Annotated in this window: 1 protein-coding gene; it reads right to left on the bottom strand. The window is 67.3% G+C overall.

Annotation, left to right across the window (positions count from 1 at the left end):
* Positions 1-54: 54 nt before the first annotated feature.
* Positions 55-4,491 (bottom strand): type I polyketide synthase, encoded by a 4,437-nt coding sequence (locus tag J3U87_RS30980; protein ID WP_237379674.1) that lies wholly within the window; start codon positions 4,489-4,491, stop codon positions 55-57.
* Positions 4,492-4,575 lie beyond the last annotated feature (84 nt).

The following is a 4,575-nucleotide window of genomic DNA, read 5'->3' as shown; positions in this document are numbered from 1 at the left end:
GGTCTACCTTCTCGTGGCGTGGAGCTGGGCCGGTGTTCGTGCGGGGGGAGGGGATCAGTGGTCGAGCAGGGACAGCGCCTGGTCGTCGCTGAGCGCGTCGATTTCCGCCAGGAGCAGGTTTTCGATGGCGGCGGAGAGCAGGGCGGGCGTCGGCGCCTCGAAGAGGGTGCGGATCGGCAGTTCGATGTCGAAGGCCTCGACGAGCCGGGCGGTCAGGCTCAGCGCCAGCAGGCTGTGGCCGCCGAGCTCCAGGAAGGGATCGTCGAGGCCGACGGGGTGAACCTGGAGCACTTCTGCCCAGATGGCCGCGACCTGGGTCTCGAGTTCGGTTTCGGGGGCGCGATAGGGACGATCCAGCTTGCGCTCTGCGACGGTGTCGCGCTGCATGGTCAGGTGGGCCAGACGCTGCAAGGTATCCACTTGGAGCGGTGGCAGGGCCCTGGTTCGATTGAGGTCGGTGGTGGCGACGCAGACCTGGGTGTACCCGTGCAGGGCGATCAGGCGCGCCAATGCGGCCTGGCCTTCTTGCGGGCGAATGGCGACCGCGCCCCGATCCTGGGCCAGCGTGGGGTTCGGATTCGTCGCACCGGGTTCGGATCGGTCGGTCATGCCCACGCCGTGCCAGGCGTCCCAGTTCACCGTCATCACCGGGAAGCTCGTTCGCGAAGTCAGTTCGGCGGCGTAGGCATCCTGAAAGGCGTTGGCCGAGACGTAGTCGCTCAAACCGTAGTAGCCGTGCAGGGCCGTCACCGAGGAGAAGAGCATCAGGAAGTCCAGGCGGCGGTCGGCGAAGAGGCGGCCAAGGATTCGCGTGCCCTGGACCTTGGCGGCATAGACGGCCGAGTGAAAGCCATCGCGGAACGCCAACATGCGCGCGGCCATCACACCGGCGGCGTGAATCACGCCGTGGATCTCACCGAAGCGAGTTTCGGCTTCCATCACGACTCGGGTCATGGCCTCCAGGTCGCCGCTGTCCGCACGAAAGACAGCCACCCGGCTACCGCGCTCGCGCAGGGCGCACAGCCGCACCAGCCTGGCCCGGAGCGGTTCGGGCGTTTCGGGATCGGCACGAAGGGATGTCCAGGTGTCGGGCTCCGGGAACGCCGTGCGTCCGGTCAACACCAGGTTGACGGGCCGGGCCGCGAGCGCTTCGGCCATCAGGAGACCGATCCCGCCCAGGCCGCCGGTCACCAGGTAGGTGCGGCCCTCGGTGGGCGCTGCCGGGGCCGGCTCGGACAGGGCCGGAATTGCGCGGTAGATGCGTCGCAGGCGCCGGCCCTTGCGGTAGCACACCAGTGCATCGTCCGAATCGGTGGACTCGTCGGCCACTTGGGACAGGTGATCGAGCCAAGATGACTCGCCCGGGCCGCCGCTGGGCAGGTCGATGGCGCGGCAGGTGAGATGGGGGAACTCCAACGGCGCCACCAGGATAGGCCCCAACGTCAACGACTGGTCCGGGTGGCGTTGGGACTCGCCGGCGACGTCCACCAAGCCGTGACTCACCACATTCAGGTGGCAGGGATGCGCCGAAAAGACGCGGGCCAGATTCACCAGGCGTTTGGTTTGCCGCGTCGCCCAATCCAAGGTTGGGCGTGGGCCCTCCGAACCGGGCGGATCCAGGAAGAAGATCCGGCTGACGCGAAGATCGCGGGCGGACAGGTCGTCGAAGAGTGCGCGCCAGGAGTCCTCGTCGTCCGGGTCGACGCGGAAGGCGGTCCGCCCGTCGCCGGGCGACTCGAAACCGGCGCCCGCCACCAGGCGCACGACCGTAGCCCCGCGCAAGGCCAGTGCGTCACACAGGAGGTGGGCGTGTTTCTCCTCGCCAAAAGCGACCAGCACCGGCTCGGCGGGCGTGACTTCCCGAGGTGTCTTGGCGAGTGGGGCCTGGACCCATTCGGGCGTGCTGAACCAGTCGTGAAAGGGCAGCCGTTCGGAAACCTGGGCGGCCTTCTTTGGAACGGATTCAGCCTGAGCCGTTCGCGGAACCGAGAGGATCTTGCCCTCGAATGGATAGCTGGGCAGGGGAACGCGGCGGCGCACCTGGCCCCGGTGAAGTTCGGCCCAGGCGATGGGCAAACCCAGCAGGAAACACCGGCCCAGGCATTCGAGAAAGGCTTTGAACGCGGCACCATCCGATGGTCGAGTCCGGTCCGGCGGGGACGAGGCGTGGTTTTTTTCGGAATGGTCGTCGTCGGTTCTCGCATGGACGGCGCCCGCGTAGAAATCGAGGTCCAAGTCGGTTGGGGCTGCACCGGCCTCGGCGGCAACATCCCGAGTTGGGTGCGTGCGATCCATGGTGGCGATCCAGAACTCCGGATCACGGGCACGGTCTGCCGTCACCTGAACGTTTCCGATCGTCAGCCCGAACTCTGGGGCCCGCCAGGGGATCGAGCGCAGAAACGCCTGCCAATGGTGGTTTCCAGCCTCGTTTGCGCTTCCTCCGGCGGTTTGGGCCCGGCCGTGTAGGTGCAGAAACCGCAGGGCATGCTCGCTGGAAAGCACACCGGCGACGCAGGCCGCCGTCACACTTCCATGAATCTGGCCCACCGCTTCGTTGGGGACGATGCCCAAGCGAATCAGGGTCTGGGCCAACGCCCAATCGAGAATGAAACACAACGGTTGCGCGACTTCGGGATGTCCCAGGAGCAAATTCGCAAGCGAGGATGCCTCGTCACCGTCGCCGAACAGGGTTTTGGGATCGAGACGACCGCCCGACGCGGTCCTCGGGTCTCCATCGAAGTCGCGGCTCAGCAGGGCCAGGTGGTGGTTCACGATCTCGCGGAACCCCGGCAGCCGGCGGTACAGTTCGCGACCGCCCCTGATGGACGGGACCAACGGGGCGCCGAACCGAAAGCGAACCTCGGCTCTTCCGGCGGCGTGATCCACAGCGTGGTCGGGATGGTCTCGATCGGCCAGGATCGCGGCCAACCCGCCGAGGCTCTCGAAAACGGTGAACATGCGGAATGGCAGGGGCTTGCGTCCCTCCTGGCAGGTGAAGGCCAGATCGTCGGGAGCCATTTCCAGGCCGGTCTCGCCGCGGTCGTTCAGGTGATCCGCCAGTTGGGTGACGCGCGCTGCCAACGCCGTTTCGGTGGCGGCGGAGAGCACCAACAATCGCGGCGCTTCGTGGGATTCGGCGGTGGGTGGGGACGGCGGCGCTTCGAGCAGCAGGTGGGCGTTGCTGCCGCCGATGCCGTAGGCGTTGACGCCGGCATATAGCGGGCGGGTGCCGGCCTCGAGCGGCAGCGGATCGTGGTTGACGAAAAAGGGACCTTCGGCCAGGTCCAGCTCCGGGTTTGGGCTGCGGAAGTTGGGGTTGCCTGGCAGGAATCGATGCTCCAGCGCCAGGATGGCCTTGAACAGGCCGGCGACACCCGAGGCAGTCTCCAGGTGGCCGATGTTCGCTTTCACCGAACCCAGCGCGCAGAATCCGGTTCGCGACGTTTCCGTGCGTATGACGTCGGTGAGCGCCTGGGCTTCGATCGCGTCGCCGGCCGGGGTGCCGCTGCCCATCGCTTCGATGAAGGCCAGGTCCGCGGCGGGCAGGTCGGCGAATTCCAGCGCTTCGCGAAAGGCCTGCTTCTGCCCGCGTCCGCCCGGCACGTAAAAGGCCGCCTTGCCGGCGCCGTCGTTGGAGACCGCCGAACCGACGATCACGCCGCGAACCCGATCACCGTCGCGGCGGGCCTGGGCCAAGGGCTTCAGCAGCATCAGGCCGGCCCCTTGACTGGGAACCGTGCCGTCGGCATCGGCGTCGAAGGGCCGCACCACCCCGTCGGCGGCGTTGATGCCGCCTTCCTGGTAGCCGTACCCGCGGTCGGCTTGCTCACTCAGGCAGACAGCGCCGGCCAGGGCCATGTCGCATTCACCGCTGAGCAGGCTCTGGATGGCGGAATGGACCGTGCTGAGCCCGCTGGAGCAGGCCGTTTGGACCGCCAGGGTCGGGCCACACAGGTCCAGGCGGTAGGCGATTTGGGACGGGAAATAATCTTTGTCGTTGCCGAGCAGCGCCTGGAGCCAGTCGCTGCCGCTCCTGCCCGCCAGATGGGCCGCCAGCGAGCCCGTGAAATATTGGCTGAAGCTGGACGCCGTGAACACGCCCACCCGACCGGGAACCTTGCCGGGCGCGTAACCCGCCTGTTCGAACACCGCCCAGGCCAGTTCCAGCATCGTGCGGAGCTGGGGATCCATGAGCAGTGCTTCGTGGTGGGGGATGCCGAAGAGGTCGGCATCGAAGCGATACTTGTCCGCCAGCGGGGCGATGACGGGCACGAAGTCGCCGGTGGGTGTCGGGTGGGAGGGGTCGCTTCCCGGCGCGTCCGGCGACGGGCCGTCGGCGTTTTCGGAGGAAGGGTCTCGATAACGGAGGGACACCACCCCCCGGCGAAGGTTGTCCCAAAAGGCGGCCAGATCGGGGGCGCCGGGGAAGCGTCCCTCCATCGCGATGACGGCGATGTGGTTGTCGGTGTCGTGTTCGACGGGTTGGTTCATGAACGATGCTCCAAGCAGGAAGAATGGGTGGGTGTGGAATTTGGGCGAACCGATCCCGTTCCGGTGGAGAACCGGCGGTCATGC

It is taken from the genome of Sulfidibacter corallicola, assembly GCF_017498545.1.
Classification (GTDB): Bacteria; Acidobacteriota; Holophagae; order Acanthopleuribacterales; family Acanthopleuribacteraceae; genus Sulfidibacter; species Sulfidibacter corallicola.
This window is presented reverse-complemented; position numbering and strand designations above follow the sequence as displayed.